The 16,306-nt window shown below is 76.0% G+C and carries 15 protein-coding genes; 8 read left to right on the top strand and 7 right to left on the bottom strand.

What is annotated here, in order from left to right:
- Positions 1-5 precede the first annotated feature (5 nt).
- Positions 6-485, bottom strand: coding sequence for a MarR family winged helix-turn-helix transcriptional regulator (locus tag ACYQBY_RS02055; protein WP_459642138.1), 480 nt, complete (start codon positions 483-485; stop codon positions 6-8).
- A 117-nt stretch (positions 486-602) separates the two neighbouring features.
- Here ACYQBY_RS02055 and ACYQBY_RS02050 point away from each other — a divergent pair, with 117 nt between their 5' ends.
- Positions 603-1,250, top strand: a complete 648-nt coding sequence (locus tag ACYQBY_RS02050; RefSeq protein WP_459642137.1) for a maleylpyruvate isomerase family mycothiol-dependent enzyme — start codon at positions 603-605, stop codon at positions 1,248-1,250.
- A 12-nt stretch (positions 1,251-1,262) separates the two neighbouring features.
- Here the strand turns inward: ACYQBY_RS02050 and ACYQBY_RS02045 are convergent, their stop codons facing one another.
- On the bottom strand, positions 1,263-1,793 hold the full coding sequence (locus ACYQBY_RS02045; protein WP_459642136.1) for a MarR family winged helix-turn-helix transcriptional regulator: 531 nt from the start codon (positions 1,791-1,793) through the stop codon (positions 1,263-1,265).
- 61 nt (positions 1,794-1,854) lie between these two features.
- On the bottom strand, positions 1,855-2,517 hold the full coding sequence (locus ACYQBY_RS02040) for an MBL fold metallo-hydrolase (protein ID WP_459642135.1): 663 nt from the start codon (positions 2,515-2,517) through the stop codon (positions 1,855-1,857).
- Between the two features lie 155 nt (positions 2,518-2,672).
- On the opposite strand from ACYQBY_RS02040, the gene uvrA reads away from it, so the two are divergent.
- The 4 genes from uvrA to ACYQBY_RS02020 all read left to right on the top strand — a co-directional run bounded on the left by uvrA (position 2,673) and on the right by ACYQBY_RS02020 (position 8,832).
- On the top strand, positions 2,673-5,597 hold the full coding sequence (gene uvrA / locus ACYQBY_RS02035; RefSeq protein ID WP_459642134.1) for an excinuclease ABC subunit UvrA: 2,925 nt from the start codon (positions 2,673-2,675) through the stop codon (positions 5,595-5,597).
- Between the two features lie 283 nt (positions 5,598-5,880).
- Positions 5,881-7,038, top strand: a complete 1,158-nt coding sequence (locus ACYQBY_RS02030; RefSeq protein WP_459642133.1) for a S8 family peptidase — start codon at positions 5,881-5,883, stop codon at positions 7,036-7,038.
- 241 nt (positions 7,039-7,279) lie between these two features.
- The gene (locus ACYQBY_RS02025) at positions 7,280-8,437 is read left to right on the top strand and encodes a S8 family peptidase (RefSeq protein WP_459642132.1); all 1,158 of its coding nucleotides are present in this window, start codon (positions 7,280-7,282) and stop codon (positions 8,435-8,437) included.
- Between the two features lie 149 nt (positions 8,438-8,586).
- Positions 8,587-8,832 (top strand): hypothetical protein, encoded by a 246-nt coding sequence (locus ACYQBY_RS02020; RefSeq protein ID WP_459642131.1) that lies wholly within the window; start codon positions 8,587-8,589, stop codon positions 8,830-8,832.
- A gap of 76 nt (positions 8,833-8,908) precedes the next feature.
- Here ACYQBY_RS02020 and ACYQBY_RS02015 read toward each other — a convergent pair whose 3' ends face one another.
- A complete protein-coding gene (locus tag ACYQBY_RS02015) occupies positions 8,909-9,808 on the bottom strand; it encodes a hypothetical protein (protein WP_459642130.1) in 900 nt (299 codons plus the stop codon).
- On the bottom strand, positions 9,805-10,812 hold the full coding sequence (locus ACYQBY_RS02010) for an SPFH domain-containing protein (RefSeq protein WP_459642129.1): 1,008 nt from the start codon (positions 10,810-10,812) through the stop codon (positions 9,805-9,807). The genes ACYQBY_RS02015 and ACYQBY_RS02010 overlap by 4 nt, the downstream gene beginning before the upstream one ends.
- Positions 10,813-10,893: 81 nt before the next feature.
- Between ACYQBY_RS02010 and ACYQBY_RS02005 the strand changes: the two genes are divergently transcribed.
- Positions 10,894-11,601, top strand: coding sequence for an NUDIX hydrolase (locus ACYQBY_RS02005; RefSeq protein ID WP_459642128.1), 708 nt, complete (start codon positions 10,894-10,896; stop codon positions 11,599-11,601).
- A gap of 41 nt (positions 11,602-11,642) precedes the next feature.
- Here the strand turns inward: ACYQBY_RS02005 and ACYQBY_RS02000 are convergent, their stop codons facing one another.
- On the bottom strand, positions 11,643-12,566 hold the full coding sequence (locus tag ACYQBY_RS02000) for an HpcH/HpaI aldolase/citrate lyase family protein (RefSeq protein WP_459642127.1): 924 nt from the start codon (positions 12,564-12,566) through the stop codon (positions 11,643-11,645).
- Positions 12,567-12,701: 135 nt separating this feature from the next.
- The gene (locus ACYQBY_RS01995) at positions 12,702-13,046 is read right to left on the bottom strand and encodes a DUF1330 domain-containing protein (protein WP_459642126.1); all 345 of its coding nucleotides are present in this window, start codon (positions 13,044-13,046) and stop codon (positions 12,702-12,704) included.
- A gap of 386 nt (positions 13,047-13,432) precedes the next feature.
- On the opposite strand from ACYQBY_RS01995, the gene ACYQBY_RS01990 reads away from it, so the two are divergent.
- Entirely contained in the window at positions 13,433-14,005 is a 573-nt protein-coding gene (locus tag ACYQBY_RS01990) for a superoxide dismutase (protein WP_459642125.1), read from the top strand.
- Positions 14,006-14,136: 131 nt separating this feature from the next.
- A complete protein-coding gene (uvrC, locus tag ACYQBY_RS01985) occupies positions 14,137-16,206 on the top strand; it encodes an excinuclease ABC subunit UvrC (RefSeq protein WP_459642124.1) in 2,070 nt (689 codons plus the stop codon).
- The last annotated feature ends 100 nt before the right edge of the window (positions 16,207-16,306 follow it).

The following is a 16,306-nucleotide window of genomic DNA, read 5'->3' as shown; positions in this document are numbered from 1 at the left end:
CGGCGTCAGGTCCCGGGGGCGCGCCCGGGCGCGGCGGGGTGCAGGTAGGGGTCGGTGATCTCTCGCAGGCGCGTGAGCCCACGGCGGAGCGCGGCGACGTCCTCCGCACCCAAGAACCGGGACCACTCCGCCTCCACCTGCGCCTCGGTGGCGCGCGCCACGTCCACCGCGGCCCGGCCCCGCTCGGCGATCCGCACCAGCCGTGCCCTGCGGTCGGCGGGGTCGGGCACGCGCTCGACGTAGCCGGCCCGCTCGAGCTGGTCCACGAGGAACCCCGCCGTCTGCTTCGTCACGAGGGCACGTTCGGCGAGGCCGGTCAGCCGGGTGCCCTCCGGGTCGATGCGCGCGAACACGCGGCCCTGCGCGGCGGTCAGGTCGTCGAACCCGGCGGCCGCGAGCGCGGCGAGGACCCTGGCCTCCATGGCGCGGGCAGGGAGGTGGCACAGCAGCCCCAGCGGAGCCTCGCGGCTCGGTCCTGTCGGCATGCGGCTCCTCGGTGGGGACGGGCCCGGTGGGGACGGACGGGCCCGGTGGGGGATGGGGAGCCGGCGCTCTTGACGGCGCGCGGTGCCCGGACGACGATAGTCAGAGAATCTTACGACATGCGAGCCGGGAGGTCCGCGATGGAGCGGGACGAGGTGTGGCGCCGGATCGACGCCGAGCGGGCGGCCCTGGCGGACCTGCTCGACGACCTGTCGGTGCGCGAGTGGCAGGCGCCCTCGCTCTGTGCGGACTGGACCGTGCGCGACGTCGCCGCGCACCTGACGCTCGCGCAGATGGGCCCGCTGCGGGCGGTCGGCGAGCTCGCGCGGGCGGGCGGGCGCATGAACCGGATGATCCGGGACACGGCGCGCCGGCAGGCCGCGCTCCCCGTGGACGAGTTCCCCCGACGGCTGCGGGCCATGGCCGGCTCGCGGCGCAGGGCCCCCGGCGTCGGTGACCTCGAGCCGCTCGTCGACGTGCTCGTCCACGGGCAGGACATCGCCGTCCCGCTGGGCCGGGCACACCCCGTCCCCACGCCCACCGCGCTCGCGGCGGCGGACAGGGTGTGGGCGATGGACTGGCCGTTCCGCGCGCGCCGCCGGCTGCGCGGCCTGCGCCTCGTGGCCACGGACGCCGACTGGGCGGCCGGGGAGGGCGCGGAGGTGCGCGGGCCGCTCCCGGCGCTGCTCCTGCTGCTCACCGGGCGGCCGGTGGCCTCCGGCGCCCTGAGCGGTGCCGGCGCCGGGCGGGTCGCCGCGGGCACCTGATCAGGCGCTGCCTCAGACCTCCTGCGGCGCGTCCACCATCGGCACGGGGGAGACCGCGCCGGTGGCGGTCAGGTGCTCCAGGAGCGACTCGCTGATCTCGCGCAGGTGCTTGACCTGCTCGGCGTCGAGCCGGTCGAAGAGGTTCTCGCGCACGCACTCCACGTGCCCGGGCGCGGCGGCGGCCAGGGCCGCGAAACCGGTGTCGGTGAGGACCGCCACGAGGCCCCGCCCGTCGGTGGGGCAGCTCTCGCGCCGCACCCAGCCACGTTCCTCCATGCGGGCCACGGCGTGGGAGACGCGGCTGCGGGAGGACAGCGAGTTCGCCGCCAGCTCGCTCATCCGCAGCGAGCGCTCCGGCGCCTCGGAGAGCCGCACCAGCATCTCGTAGTACGTGTGCACGATGCCCGCCTCGTGCTGGAGCTGGCGGTCGAGGCGGTCCATGAGCAGCTGCGTGGCGGACAGGAAGGCGCGCCAGGTGTGCTGCTCGTCCAGGTCGAGCCAGCGGGTGCTGCCTGCTGACGCGGTGCCCGTCTCATCGCTCATGGTGACCATGATACGACTCCCGTTCAACTACCCGGGCCGTTCCGCGGAAGCCGGGCGCGTCTCACCAGCCGCGGGCCCGCCACCGCGCCAGGTGGGGTCGCTCCGCGCCCAGGGTGGTGGGCAGGCCGTGGCCGGGGAGCACGACGGTGTCGTCGGGCAGCCGCGCGAAGACGCGCTCCTCCAGGTCGCCCACCAGGGAGGCGAAGGCCTCCGGCGAGCGGGTCCTGCCCGGCCCGCCGGGGAAGAGGCTGTCGCCGGTGAACAGCTGCGGCGCGTGCCCGGGCGGGGCCAGCAGCAGCGCCACCGATCCGGGGGTGTGCCCGCGCAGGGCGAGCACCTCCAGGCGCAGCTCGCCCACGGTGAGCTCCTCGCCGTGGGCGAGCAGCCGGCTGGGCGGGACGGGCAGGTCGCCGGCGTCGGCGGCGCCCGCGGCGCTGTCCGCACCCGTCGCGGCCAGCACCTGGGGCAGCGCCCGGTGGTGGTCCCAGTGCGCGTGCGTGGTGACCACCTGGGTCAGGCGCGTGCCGGGGGCCTGCGCGAGGGCGGCGAGCAGGGTGGGCGCCTCGTCCGCGGCGTCGACGAGCAGGGTCTCGCCGGTGCGGGTGCAGGTGAGCAGGTAGCAGACGTTGTCCATCGCCGAGACGTGCAGCGCGCGCAGCCGCGCGCCGGGCAGGTCGGGCGTCCCGCCGGGCGCGGGGCCGGGGGCGGGGGTGAGCGGGTCCACGCCCGCACGCTAGCCGCCGCCCCGTGCGGCCCCCGTCCCGGTGCGGCCCCCGTCCCGGTGCGGCCCCCGTCCCGGTGCGGCCCCCGTCCCCGTGCGGCCCCGTCCCCGTGCGGGCGTGGCACGGTGGTGTCGGAGGCGGCACCTAGCATGACGATGTGGCCCCTCGCAGCTCTGCGCCCAGTCCTGCCCGGATCCCCGCGGCGCACCCCGACGCCGACCGCCTCGTCGTGCGCGGCGCCCGGGAGCACAACCTCAAGGACGTCTCCGTCGAGCTGCCGCGCAACAGCCTCGTCGTCTTCACGGGCCTGTCCGGCTCCGGCAAGTCCTCCCTGGCCTTCGACACGATCTTCGCCGAGGGCCAGCGCCGGTACGTGGAGTCGCTCTCCGCCTACGCGCGGCAGTTCCTCGGGCAGATGGACAAGCCCGACGTGGACTTCATCGAGGGCCTGTCCCCGGCGGTGTCCATCGACCAGAAGTCCACCTCGCGCAACCCGCGCTCCACGGTCGGCACGATCACCGAGGTCTACGACTACCTGCGGCTGCTGTACGCGCGGGCGGGCAAGCCGCACTGCCCCACCTGCGGGGAGCCCGTGGGCCGCCAGACGCCCCAGCAGATCGTCGACCAGCTCCTCGAGCTGCCCGCGGGCACCCGCTACCAGGTCCTGGCGCCCGTGGTGCGCGCCCGCAAGGGCGAGTACGCCGAGCTCTTCCGCGAGCTGCAGTCCAAGGGCTTCGCGCGCGCCCGCGTCGACGGGCAGGTCGTCAGCCTCGACGAGCCGCCGGTGCTGGAGAAGAAGCTCAAGCACACCATCGAGGTCGTCGTGGACCGCCTCGTCGCCAAGGAGGGCGTCAAGCGGCGCCTGACCGACTCGGTGGAGACGGCCCTGGTGCTCGCGAACGGCGTGGTCGTCGCCGACCTCGTGGGCGACGACTCCCCCGAGGGGGAGCGGCGCTTCTCCGAGCGGATGGCCTGCCCCAACGAGCACCCCCTCGACGTCGACGAGATCGAGCCGCGCACCTTCTCCTTCAACTCCCCCTTCGGGGCCTGCCCGGAGTGCACCGGCATCGGCACCCGCCTGGAGGTGGACCCCGAGCTCGTCGTGCCCGACGAGGACCTCTCCCTCGCCGAGGGCGCGATCGCGCCGTGGGCCACCACCTCCACGGACTACTTCCAGCGGATCATGGGGGCGCTCGCCGAGCAGCTCGCCTTCTCCCTGGACACCCCGTGGCGGGCGCTGCCCAAGCGCGCCCGCGACGCCCTGATGTTCGGCAAGGACCACGAGGTGCAGGTCCGCTACAAGAACCGCTGGGGCCGCGAGCGGCAGTACTCCACCGGCTTCGAGGGCGTCATCCCCTTCGTGCAGCGCCGCCACGCGGAGACCGAGTCCGACCTCAGCCGCGAGCGGTACGAGGGGTACATGCGCGAGGTGCCGTGCCCGGCGTGCCAGGGCGCGCGGCTCAAGCCCGCCTCCCTCGCCGTGCGCGTCGGCGGCCTGTCGATCTCCGAGCTGTGCCGCCTGCCCATCGCGGACTGCGCCAAGTTCCTCGGCGAGGTGGAGCTCTCCCGCCGCGAGCGGCAGATCGCCGCGCAGGTCCTCAAGGAGGTCCAGGCCCGGCTCGGGTTCCTCCTCGACGTCGGCCTGGACTACCTCTCCCTGGACCGCCCCGCCGGGACCCTCTCCGGCGGGGAGGCCCAGCGCATCCGCCTGGCCACCCAGATCGGCTCGGGCCTGGTGGGGGTGCTGTACGTGCTGGACGAGCCGTCCATCGGCCTGCACCAGCGGGACAACCGCCGCCTGATCGACACCCTCACGCGGCTGCGGGACCTGGGCAACACCCTCATCGTCGTCGAGCACGACGAGGACACCGTGCGCGTGGCGGACTGGGTCGTGGACTTCGGGCCGGGCGCGGGGGAGCGGGGTGGTCAGGTCGTCTACGCCGGTCCGGTCGAGGGGCTGCTGGCGAGCGAGGAGTCCCTCACGGGCCAGTACCTCTCGGGGGCGCGCAGCATCCCCGTGCCCGCCGAGCGCCGCCCGGTGGACCCGGCGCGGGAACTGGTGGTCACGGGCGCGCGGGAGAACAACCTGCGCGGCATCGACGTGTCGTTCCCGCTGGGCTGCCTCGTGGCGGTGACGGGGGTGTCGGGCTCGGGCAAGTCGACCCTGGTGAACGACATCCTGTTCACGGTCCTGGCGAACAAGCTGAACGGGGCGCGCCGCGTGCCCGGCCGGCACAAGTCCGTCAAGGGGCTGGAGCACCTCGACAAGGTCGTGCACGTCGACCAGAGCCCCATCGGCCGCACCCCCCGCAGCAACCCCGCGACGTACACGGGGGTGTTCGACCACATCCGCAAGCTGTTCGCCTCCGCGCCGGAGTCCAAGCTGCGCGGTTACCAGCCGGGCCGGTTCTCCTTCAACGTCAAGGGCGGGCGCTGCGAGGCGTGCGCGGGCGACGGCACCCTGAAGATCGAGATGAACTTCCTGCCGGACGTGTACGTGCCGTGCGAGGTGTGCCACGGGGCGCGGTACAACCGCGAGACCCTCGAGGTGCACTTCAAGGGCAGGACGATCGCCGAGGTCCTCGACATGCCGATCGAGGAGGCCAAGGAGTTCTTCGCCGCCGTCCCGGCGATCTCGCGGTACATGGCGACGCTGACGGAGGTCGGGCTGGGGTACGTGCGCCTCGGCCAGCCGGCCACGACGCTCTCCGGGGGCGAGGCGCAGCGGGTGAAACTGGCCAGCGAGCTGCAGAAGCGCTCCAACGGCCGCACGGTCTACGTGCTCGACGAGCCGACCACCGGCCTGCACTTCGAGGACATCCGCAAGCTCCTCGGCGTCGTGCAGGGCCTGGTGGACAAGGGGAACAGCGTCCTGGTGATCGAGCACAACCTCGACGTCATCAAGAGCTCGGACTGGATCGTGGACATGGGCCCCGAGGGCGGCTCGGGCGGCGGGACGGTCGTGGCGGAGGGCACCCCGGAGGACGTCGCGGCGAACCCGGACAGCCACACCGGCCGGTTCCTCGCGGAACTGCTCGGCACGGCGACCACGCCCCCGCGCCGCCGCCGCCGGGCGGGCTGACGGCGGCCCGCACCCGGCACCGGGTTCCGGTCTGCGCGGAAACCGGTGCCGCGGTGCCGGGCTCCGCGGGAAACCGGTGTCGTGGCTCGCGGGGTTCCGGGGAACCGTCGGGGCAGCGCTGCTCCGGTTGACCCGGGCCGCGAACCCTCCCTACGGTGAGTGGTGCCGCCTCACGAAGCGCGGCGATCCCCGTGCCGTCCCGTCCGCGTACTGCCGCGCGCCCGGTTCCGGCGCGGGTGCACCCTCCCCAGGCGCTCAACCCTCCCGCCGGAAAGAGGCATCCGTGATCCGCACCGCCACCGCCGTCCCCGTCGCCGCCGTCGTGCTCGCGCTCGCCGCGACCGCCGCGCCCGCCTCCGCCGCCGAGCCCGGGGTGCGGGTCACCGCGGCCGGCGCCCGCGCAATCGAGGGGCAGTACATCGTCACGTTGAAGGACGGGACGGACGCCCGTGGCCTCGCCCGCGCGATGCAGGTCTCCCCGCGCTTCGTCTACTCCGAGGTGCTGGACGGTTTCGCCGCCGGGCTGAACGCCGGGCAGCTGCGCGCGCTGCAGCGCAACCCCTCCGTCGCCGCGATCGAGGAGGACCAGCAGGTCCGGGCCGACGACACCCAGCCCATCACCACCACCGGTCTGTACGGTCTGGACCGCATCGACCAGCGCACCCTCCCGCTCTCGCGGACCTACACCTACGGCACCACGGCCTCCGGCGTCACCGCGTACGTGATCGACACCGGGATCGCCACCGGCCACCCCGACTTCGGCGGCCGCGCCACCAACGTCTACGACTCCCTCGGCGGCAACGGAACGGACTGCAACGGTCACGGCACGCACGTCGCCGGGACCATCGGCGGCACCACCCACGGCGTCGCCAAGGGCGTGCAGCTGCGCGGCCTGCGGGTCCTCGGCTGCGACGGGACCGGCCCCGGCAGCGGCATCGTCGCCGCGATGGACTGGCTGCGGGCCAACCACGTCAAGCCCGCCGTGGCGAACATGTCCCTCGGCGCCGGCCGCTCCAGCGCCATCAACACCGCCGCGTCGAACCTCGCCGGCGCCGGCGTGGCGCTGGCCGTCGCCGCGGGCAACGAGAACCGGGACGCCTGCAACGTCTCCCCGGCCTCGGCCACCGGCGTCGTCACCGTCGCCGCGTCGGACCGCTACGACACCCGTGCCTCCTTCTCGAACTACGGCGGCTGCGTGGAGACCTACGCCCCCGGCGTCGCCATCACCTCCGCGTGGCTGAACGGCGGCACGCGCTCGGCCAGCGGCACCTCGATGGCGAGCCCGCACGTCGCGGGTGTGATGGCCCTGTACAAGGCGGGCAGGGGCGATGCGCCGTCCTCCGCGGTGAACGAGTGGGTCGTGGCGAACGCGACGCCGAACGTGATCGGCAGCAACCGCACGGGAACCCCGAACCGGTTGCTGTTCAGCAACGGGCTCTGACCCGGCGCCCGACGACGGCGGCGCTCCCCGCGTGGGAGCGCCGCCGTCGTGCGTGGGGAGAGGTGGATCCGCGGGTGGCGTGGTTGACGCCCGCGGGGGGCGTGGCTACCGTTCGCGCGGCAATCGCTTGCCGGGAGCAACCGTGCCGCACCCCACCCCGTCGCGCCGCCCACCGCCGCGCGAGGCCGCGGCGGGGCACCGGCCGGGCCGCGCGCCCGGCCACGAGGAGATGAGGGAACACGTGATCCGGACCGCACTGGCCGTCCCCTTCGCGGCCGCCGCGACCGTGCTCGCGGGCACCGCCGTCCCCGCCGCCGCCGCGCCGGCGGAGGTGCGGGTGGCCGCCGCCGGCGAGCGGGCCCTGCCGGGGCGCTACATCGTCACCCTGCACGAGGGCGCAGAGCCCAGGGGCCTGGCCCGCGCGCTGCAGGTCTCCCCGCGGTTCGTCTACGACGCGGCGCTCAACGGTTTCGCCGCGGACCTCAACGCCGGGCAGCTGCGCGCGCTGCAGCGCAACGCCTCCGTCGCCGCGATCGAGCAGGACGCCACCGTGCAGGCGCAGGCCACCCAGAACGTCAACCCCTCGGGCGGGCTGTACGGCCTGGACCGCATCGACCAGCGCGCCCTGCCGCTCTCGGGCGGCTACACGTACGGCACCACCGCCTCCGGCGTCACCGCCTACGTCGTCGACACCGGCATCGCGGCCGGGCACGCGGACTTCGGCGGCCGGGCGCGCAACGTGTTCGACGCGTTCGGCGGCAACGGCGCGGACTGCAACGGTCACGGCACCCACGTCGCCGGGACCATCGGCGGCAGCACGTACGGCGTGGCCAAGGGCGTGCAGCTGCGCGGGGTCAGGGTGCTGGACTGCAAGGGCTCGGGCAGCTACTCCGGGATCATCGCCGGCATCGACTGGGTCGCCCGCTACCACGCCAAGCCGGCCGTGGCGAACCTCTCCCTCGGCGGCGGCTACTCCAGCGCCGTCAACAGCGCGGTGACGCGGCTGGTGAACGCGGGCGTGGCCACGGCCGTCGCGGCGGGCAACGAGAACCAGGACGCCTGCCGGGTCTCGCCGGCCTCGGCGAGCGGGGTGGTGACGGTGGCGGCCTCCGACCGGAGCGACACCCGCGCCTCGTTCTCCAACTACGGCAGCTGCGTGGAGACCTTCGCCCCCGGTGTGGGCATCACCTCCGCCTGGTCCAACGGCGGCACGAGCACGATCAGCGGCACCTCGATGGCCAGCCCGCACGTGGCCGGCGTGATGGCCCTGTACAAGGGCGCCAACGGGGACGCCGCCTCCTCCACGGTGAACCAGTGGATCGTGGCCGGCGCCACGCCGAACGTGGTGCGCAACGTCTCCGCGAGCCCGAACCGCCTGCTCTTCAAGGCCGGCCTCTGACCCGCAGCGGCGTGCCGCACCGCCCCCCGTGCCCGCCGGCACGGGGGGCGTCGTGCGCCCGCGGTGAAAGTTCACCTGTTCGTCGCCCACGACGGGCGGGCGGTGCGGCACAGTGCAGGTTCAGCGCCACCGGCCCCGGGGAGGGTGTCATGCAGTCCGGAATCGTCCAGCGGTTGCGCGACGCCGCCGAGGACCACCGCGTCGACCCCGCCGGCTCCCCCGAGCTGACGGTGCACCTGGCGGGCGGGGAGTCCTACACGGGCCGGGTCCTGGCGGTGGAGGACGGCGCGGCCTACCTCGACGTCACCGCCCGGGGCGCGGGCGCCACCCGCGGCGACACCGCCGTCCTGGACGCCACCGTCATCGACCTCACGAGCATCGTCTCCACCACCTGAGCCCCCGAGCCCCCTGAGCCCTCGGGCCCCCTGCGCGTGCCGCGGTCGCTCCGGGCCGCGGCCCCGCGGGGGTTCCTCAGGTCAGCAGGTCCAGCGTGCGCGGGCCCGCCGTCAGCGTCAGGCGCTGCCCCCACGCCAGGGCGAGGTGGTCGGCCTCCATCCCGTCGCCGAAGACGACGAGGTCCTCCCCGCGCACGTCGAGGACGAGCTCCTCACCCTCCGCGAGGACGCCGGCGGTCAGGGACGTGCCCGATCCGGGGGAGGGCCACGCCTCCCGCACGAACCACGCCAGGCGCCGCTCGGACGGGCCGGGCAGCCCACCGAGGCGCCGCTCGCCGGCCACCGAGGCGCACCAGCCGCTGGCCCCCGTGCCCGTGCCGACGAGCACCCCGCTGGAGGCCTGCCGCTCCGTGCGCCCTCCGGGCAGGGTGAGGGTGTAGCGGCTCGTCTGGTGGCCGCGGTGCCCGGCGTACAGCTCGTTGAGGGCGTGCAGCTCCTGCCCGTCGTCGGTGCGCGCCACGACCATCGTGCGCCGCTGCAGCCCCTCCGGTGCCGAGCGCGCCGCCACCGCCCGCCGCAGCAGCGCGGCGGCGTCCTGCGGCCGGTGGCGCACCAGGACCCCGGCGTTGTGCCCGGGGGCGGGGTCGATGCCCACCACCACCTGCCCGTGGAGGTACTTGGCGGCGTTGGCCACCAGCCCGTCCTGCCCGACCACCACGACGACGTCCTCGGGGCCGAAGAGGAAGGAGGGCAGGTCCGCGCGCTCCACGGTGGCCCGGTGCCAGTCCAGCGGGACCGCGGCGCCCACCGCCGCCATCGCCGCGCGCTGCCGCTCGGCGCCGGCGTCCGGGTCGGCGAGGTCGCGGCCGCGGGAGGCGAGGAAGAAGCCGGCCTGCCCGCGGCTGCCGTGCCGGGCGAGCAGCTCCTCCAGCTCGGTGCGCCGGTGCACCAGGACCACCCGCGGGGCCAGGCTCACGGCTGCCGCCCACCGGTGGCCAGGCGCGCCAGGACGGGGGAGAGCAGGTCCGGCGAGAGCGTGAGGCTGCCGATGCTCGGCAGGTTCTGCGCCAGCTCCCGCGCGGCCAGGGCCAGCAGCAGCTCGGGGGAGGCGCCGGAGTACGCGGCGGTGCGGGCGGCCTCCGCGGCGGCCTCGGCCTCCCCGGTCACCCGGCGCGCCGCGGCCTGCGCGCGGGCCAGCACCTCGGTGCGCCCGGCCTCCGCGGCGGTCTGCACCGCGCCGGCGGCCGCGGCCTCCTCCGCGGTGCGGCGGTTGTTGGCGCCGCGCTGGACGACGAGCTGCTCCTCGCGGCGGGCCAGCTCGATGCGGCTCTGCAGCTCGTTCTCGCTGATGGCGCGTTCGCGCTCGACGGCCGTGGCGCGCCGCTCGTACGTCGCGCGGTCGGCCTCCTGCTGGAGCTGCTCGCGCGCCGGGGTCTGCAGGGCCTTCTCCACCTCCGGGGTGGGGCGCACGGCCACCACGCGGGCGTCGACGACCTCGATGCCGGTCTGCGCCAGGCGCGCGTCCCCGGTGAGCCCGGCCGCGATGCGCTCCCGCGCAGCGCTGAGCCCGGTCAGGAGCACCTCCCGCAGCGGCATCCGGGCCAGGAGGTCCAGGGCGTGCTGCTGGGCGGCCTCGGTGAGCAGGCCCGCGAGCTGCTGCAGCGGCTCCCCGCGCCAGCGGCCGGTGGCGGGGTCCACGGAGAAGTCCACGCGGGCGGCGGCCAGCGCCGGGTCGGCGACGCGGAAGGTGACGGTGGTTTGCACGGTGACGTCCTGGAAGTCGGCGGTGCGGGCGTGGAAGAGCAGCGGCAGCTCCCGGTCGTCGACGGGCACCTCCGAGAGGACCGCGCTCAGCGGGCGGAACCAGAACGACTGCCCGGTGCCGGAGTGGGCCAGGCGCCCGCGGCGCAGGTGCCGCACGTGGGTGGTGGGGGTGCCGCGCAGGTGCCGCAGGAACGGGTAGCGGGTGATGTCGGCCATGACGGCCTCCTTTCGTCACCATGACGATAAATGGGAGCCGCACTTGTCGTCAACTTGACGCGATCCGGGTAGGGTGCCGGTGTGCACAGCCCCGGTTACGACCCCTCCCGCTTCCCGCCCGTCGCGGTCACCGTCGACCTCGTCGTGCTCTCCCTGCGCGGGGCCGTCCTGAGCGCGCTGCTCGTGGAGCGCGGCGAGGAACCCCACGCCGGCGCCGCCGCCCTGCCCGGCGGTTTCCTGCGCCCCGACGAGGACCTGCCCGGCGCCGCCGCCCGCGAGCTCGCCGAGGAGACCGGCCTGCCCGCCGGCACCGTCCACCTGGAGCAGCTCGCCAGCTACGGCGACCCCGGGCGCGATCCGCGCATGCGCGTCGTGACCGTCTGCTACCTCGCGCTGGCCCCCGACCTGCCCGCCCCCACCGCCGGCAGCGACGCCGCCGCCGCCCGCTGGGTGCCCGTCGCCGACGCCCTGGCCGCACCGCTCGCCTTCGACCACGCCCGGCTGCTGCGCGACGGCCTGGAGCGCGCCCGCGCCAAGCTGGAGTACACCCCGCTCGCCGCCGCGTTCTGCCCGCCGGAGTTCACCGTCGCCGAGCTGCGCCGCGTCTACGAGGCCGTCTGGGGCGCCGCGCCCGACGCCCGCAACTTCCACCGCAAGGTCACCGGCGCGGCCGGGTTCCTCGAGCCCACCGGCCGCACCACCACCCGTGACGGCGGGCGCCCCGCGCAGCTGTACCGGCGCGGCCCCGCGGCCCTGCTGCACCCCCCGCTCCTGCGCGGGGAGCGCTGAGAGCGGCCGCGGCGCGACCGCTCCGCCGGCCGCCGCCCCGCTCAGGCCGGGACGACCCCGAAGGCCTCCGCCAGCACCAGGATCCGCCGGGCCCGCCCGATGCGCGGCAGGTCGCTGCCGTCGCGCACCACCCCGCCGCGCTCCTCGAAGTCCCGCAGCACCTCCGTCGCCCACAGCGCGTCCGTGCCCGTCGGGCTCATCACCTCGTTGATCACCGGGGCCTGCGCCGGGTCCAGGCACAGCTTGCCCGTCATCCCCAGCGACACCCCCACCGCCGACTGCTCCCGCAGCTCCGGCAGGCCGCCGCCCACCGTCGGGCCGTCCACCGGGCCGGTGAGGTCCCCGATCCGGCTCGCCGTCACCAGCCGGCTGCGCGGGTACGCCATCGCCAGGTCGTCCGCGCTGGCCCCCGTGTCCCGGCGGTAGTCCCCGCTGCCGAACGCCAGGCGGAACACCCCCCGCGCGCACGCGATCGAGCGGGCCTCCTCGATGCCGAGGGCCGACTCCACCAGGGCCACCACGGGCGTGGACTCCCCGAGCGCCGCCCACGTGTCGCCCACGTGCTCGGCGGACTCCGTCTTGGCCAGCACCACCCCCAGCAGCCCCGGCGCGCCGCGCAGCTCCTCCACGTCCCCCGCCCAGTACGGCGTGGAGCGGTCGTTGATGCGCACCCACGCCTGCCCGCCGCCCTCCAGCCAGCGCCGCACGTCCCCGCGCGCCGACGCCTTGCGCGTCGGGTCCACCGCGTCCTCCACGTCGAGCACCACCTGGTCCGCGCGCGAGCGCACCGCGGCGTCGAAGCGCTCCGGGGCGGTGGCCGGCACCAGCAGCCACGTCCGCGCGTAGCGCGGCTCCACCCGGCGCCGTCCCACGGGGGCGGCCGCGTGCCTCCCCGGCTCGGGGGCCACGTCGCCCCCGCCCTCGCTCGCCGCGTCGGTCCTGGCGTCGGTCCTGGCGTCGGTCATCGCGTCGTCTCCTCCTGCGGGGGCACCCGGCACCCTCCCGATCATTCCCGCGCCGCCGCGCACGGTCCACCCGCGCCGCGCCGGGCCGCGGACCCGCGCGCCCCCGGCTCCCCGGGGCGGGCGGGGCGGGGCCCGTCAGGCGGGAAGGGCGGCGCGCATCGCCGCGCCCACCGCCGCGGGGTCGTGCCCGGGGGCGACGCCCTCCACGACGAGGGCGTCACAGCGGATGTGCCGCGTGCGCAGCGGCAGGATCGCCCGGTAGGCGGGCGAGTCGTACCAGCCCCGGGCCGCCGCGACGTCCGGGAACTCCAGCAGCACCGCGACCCCCGGCCACGACCCCTCCAGGACGTGCGGGACGGCGCCGTGGACGAGGAAGCGGCCGCCGAAGGGCGCCAGCGTCGCGCCGACGCGCTCGAGGTAGGTGGCCACGTCGGGGTGCGGGGCGGGGTCGTGCAGGTGGGCCAGGGCGTAGGCGGGCACGGTCGGCTCCTCGGGGTGGTGGGGTTCCGGGTGGTGGGGTTGCGGGCGGTGTGCCCGTCCGGCAACCGTCGCAGCCGCCCGCGCGCGGCGTCGATGACCTCGCAGGTCATGGCGGCCGCTCCCCGGCCGCTGCGCCGTGCCGGTCCGCTGCGCCGTGCCGGTCCGCTGCGCCGTGCCGGTCCGCTGCGCCCGCCCTGCTGCGTCCCGGCGGGATCCGCGGGAGGGTCGAGCGCGGCCGGTGCTGGACCGGGCGCCCCGACGGGGGCAGGCTGGGGTCCGCACCGGCCGGGCGGGCACCGCCCGGGCCCGCGACCGCACCGGCGGCGCGCCCGGTGGCCCGGGACACCCGGGGGAACAGTGAGCCCCGCTCAGAGGAGGACCCGCCCGTGCCCACCCCGCTCAGGACCGCAGCCGTCGCCGGCGCCGTCGCGCTCGCCCTGCCCGCCGCGGCCGCCCCTGCCGCCGCGGCACCGGCCGGCGAGCGCGGCACCCTCGTCCTGCACGCCGTCGCCGCCTTCGACCCCGCCGGCACCGCCGGGGCGTACACCTACGACCCCGCGCTCGTACCCGCCGGCGCCCGCGCGGCGGTGGTCTCCGTCTCCGGCCGCGAGCGCACCCGCACCCTGCTCGCCGTGCACGGCCTCGTGCCGGACCGGGCCTACGGGGTGCACCTGCACGTCAACCCCTGCGGGGCCGCTCCCGCCGACGCCGGGCCCCACTACCAGCAGGTCCCCGACCCCGTGAAGCCGTCGGTGGACCCCGCCTACGCCAACCCGGAGAACGAGGTGTGGCTCGACGTGCACACCGACGCCGCCGGCAACGCCGTGGTCCGCTCCCTCAACCCGTGGCGGTACCGCGCGGCCCCGGCCTCCCTGGTCATCCACACCGAGCACACCCACACCGAGCCCGGCAAGGCCGGGACCGCCGGGGCGCGCCTGGCCTGCCTCACCCTGACCTGACCTGACCTGACCTGAGCCGGCCCGTCCCGAGCCGGCCCGTCCCGGGCGGGTGGCGCAGCGCGGCGCGGCGGTGCCGGGGGCACCCGCCTCCCGGGACCGCCGCCGTCCGAGGCCCGACCTAGCCTGGGACCGTGCCGGACCCCGCCACCTACCGCCCGAAGCCGGGGGAGATCCCCGACTCCCCGGGCGTCTACCGCTTCCGCGACCCCGGCGGCCGCGTCGTCTACGTCGGCAAGGCGAAGAATCTGCGCGCCCGCCTGGCGAACTACTTCCAGGACCTCTCCGCGCTGCACCCGCGCACCCGCACGATGGTGACGACCGCGGCCGGGGTGGAGTGGACCGTGGTGTCCACCGAGGTCGAGGCGCTGCAGCTGGAGTACTCCTGGATCAAGGAGTTCGACCCGCGCTTCAACGTCAAGTACCGCGACGACAAGTCCTACCCCTACCTCGCCGTCACGATGGGCGAGGACTTCCCCCGCGTGCAGGTCCTGCGCGGCGCCAAGCGCAAGGGCACCCGCTACTTCGGGCCCTACACCCACGCCTGGGCCATCCGCGAGACCGTGGACCTGCTGCTGCGCGTCTTCCCCGTGCGCACCTGCAGCACCGGGGTGTTCAAGCGCTCCGCCGCCTCCGGGCGCCCCTGCCTGCTGGGCTACATCGACAAGTGCTCCGCCCCGTGCGTCGGGCGCGTCAGCGCCGAGGAGCACAAGGCCCTGGCGCAGGACTTCTGCGACTTCATGGCCGGGCAGACCTCCCGCTTCGTCAAGCGCCTGGAGGCGCAGATGCGCGCCGCGGCCGCCGAGCTCGACTTCGAGCGCGCCGCCCGCCTGCGCGACGACGTCGGCGCCCTGCAGCGCGCCCTGGAGAAGAGCGCCGTCGTCCTGCCCGACGCCACCGACGCCGACGTGTTCGGCATCGCCGGTGACGAGCTCGAGGCCGCCGTGCAGGTCTTCCACGTCCGCGGGGGCCGGGTGCGCGGCCAGCGCGGCTGGGTCGTGGAGAAGGTCGACGACGTCGGCCCCGCCGAGCTCGTGGAGCACCTGCTGCTGCAGGTGTACGGCGGGGAGGGCGGGGAGGCCGTCCCGCGGGAGGTCCTCGTCCCGCACCTGCCCGCCACGGTCTCCGGTGACGTGGAGGACTGGCTCTCCGAGCTGCGCGGATCCCGGGTGGAGCTGCGCGTGCCGCAGCGCGGGGACAAGAAGTCCCTGCAGGAGACGGTGCAGCGCAACGCCGTCCAGGCCCTCGGCCTGCACAAGACCCGCCGCGCTGGGGACCTCACCACCCGCAGCCAGGCCCTGGCCGAGATCCAGGAGGCCCTCGGCCTGGAGGAGGCGCCGCTGCGCATCGAGTGCTTCGATGTCTCCCACACCCAGGAGACCAACGTCGTGGCGTCCATGGTGGTGTTCGAGGACGGCCTGCCGAAGAAGGCGGACTACCGCAGGTTCGCGGTGCGCGGCGACGGCGGCCTCGACGACACCGCCGCGATGCGCGAGGTCCTCACCCGGCGCTTCCGCCGGATGCGCAGCGAGCAGGACGGCGGGCAGGACGGGCCGGGTCCCGACACCGATCCCGATCCCGACACCGAGACGGCCGTCGCCGAGGTCCTCGGGGGCGAGCCCGCCGGGGACGTGCCCGGTGTCCCGGGTGGGCTCGACCCCGCCACCGGCCGCCCCCGCCGCTTCGCCTACACGCCCAACCTCGTCGTCGTGGACGGCGGGCGCCCCCAGGTGGAGGCCGCCGCGCGCGCCCTGGCCGACCTCGGTGTCGTCGACGTCGCCCTGTGCGGCCTGGCCAAGCGGCTGGAGGAGGTGTGGCTGCCGGGGGAGGAGCACCCCGTCGTGCTGCCCCGCACCAGCCAGGGGCTGTTCCTGCTGCAGCGGGTGCGCGACGAGGCCCACCGCTTCGCCATCACCTACCACCGCGCCAAGCGCAGCAAGGGGATGACCGCCAGCGCCCTCGACGAGGTGCCCGGCCTCGGCGCGAGCCGGCGCACCGCGCTGCTGAAGCACTTCGGCTCCCTCAAGCGGCTGAAGGCGGCCGCGGTGGAGGAGGTGCAGGCGGTTCCCGGCATCGGCCCGCGCACCGCCGCGGCGATCGTGGAGGCCCTGCACGGCGCGGCCCCCGCCGGGCAGGGCGCCGCGCAGGAGGAGCAGGAGGCGCCGCTGCGGGTGAACACCGCCACCGGGGAGCTGCTCGACTGAGGCCGGCCCGCCGTACGCCCACGGTCCACCGCCGTGCGCCCACGGTCCACCGCCGTGCGCCCACGGTCCACCGCCGTACGCCCACGGTCCACCGCCGCGC

It is taken from the genome of Kineococcus anabasis (assembly GCF_054590795.1).
This window is presented reverse-complemented; position numbering and strand designations above follow the sequence as displayed.